This is a genomic window from Pseudomonas sp. RIT357, assembly GCF_000632245.1.
Lineage (GTDB): Bacteria > Pseudomonadota > Gammaproteobacteria > Pseudomonadales > Pseudomonadaceae > Aquipseudomonas > Aquipseudomonas sivasensis.
This window is the reverse complement of record NZ_JFYX01000035.1, coordinates 1-689: the sequence shown is the minus strand read 5'-3', so window position 1 is coordinate 689 and position 689 is coordinate 1. Positions and strand designations below refer to the sequence as shown.

The following is a 689-nucleotide window of genomic DNA, read 5'->3' as shown; positions in this document are numbered from 1 at the left end:
AATAAAGACGGTTACTACGCCATCGTTGGCAACAACGTTGTCCTGACTCAGGCCGGTGCTGACTTCGTCAATGCAGGGAACAAACTCCCAGCGTTTGACCTGACAGTGACTGATGCCGACAAGGGCAGCGCAACCGCCGCCGCTACTCCGGACGTGACGCTGGTCAACGACCTGCCGACCATCGAAGTAACCGCCAATCCGTTGGTTGAAGACGCTGTCAGCAAAGACACTGTGGCGGGCTCGTTCACCGTGGGTGACGAAGAAACCCCAGTTGCCGATTTGAAAGTCACCTTCACCGGTGACAGCAATAAAGACGGTTACTACGCCATCGTTGGCAACAACGTTGTCCTGACTCAGGCCGGTGCTGACTTTGTTAACGCGGGCAACAAATTGCCAGCGTTCGACCTGACTGTGACTGATGCCGATAAGGGCAGCGCAACTGCCGCCGCTACTCCAGATGTCACCCTGGTCAACGACATCCCGGTTATCACCGTGGCTGCTACCACCATTGTTGAGAACAGCGCCAAAGTCGGCACCATCGCCGGTAGCTTCGTAGCAACTGACGAAGAAACCCCGACGGCCAGCCTGAAAGTTGATTTCACCACCGGCACCAATACTCAGGGTTACTACACCCTGTCCGGTACCAACGTTGTGCTGACGCAGAAGGGCGCGGACTTCGTCAACGCCGG

General features: G+C 56.6%; 1 protein-coding gene. It reads left to right on the top strand.

Annotated features, from left to right (window positions below; all coding sequences use genetic code 11):
• The coding region (locus tag BW43_RS29035; protein WP_032889363.1) for a hypothetical protein at positions 1 to 689 on the top strand (689 nt) is incomplete at both ends.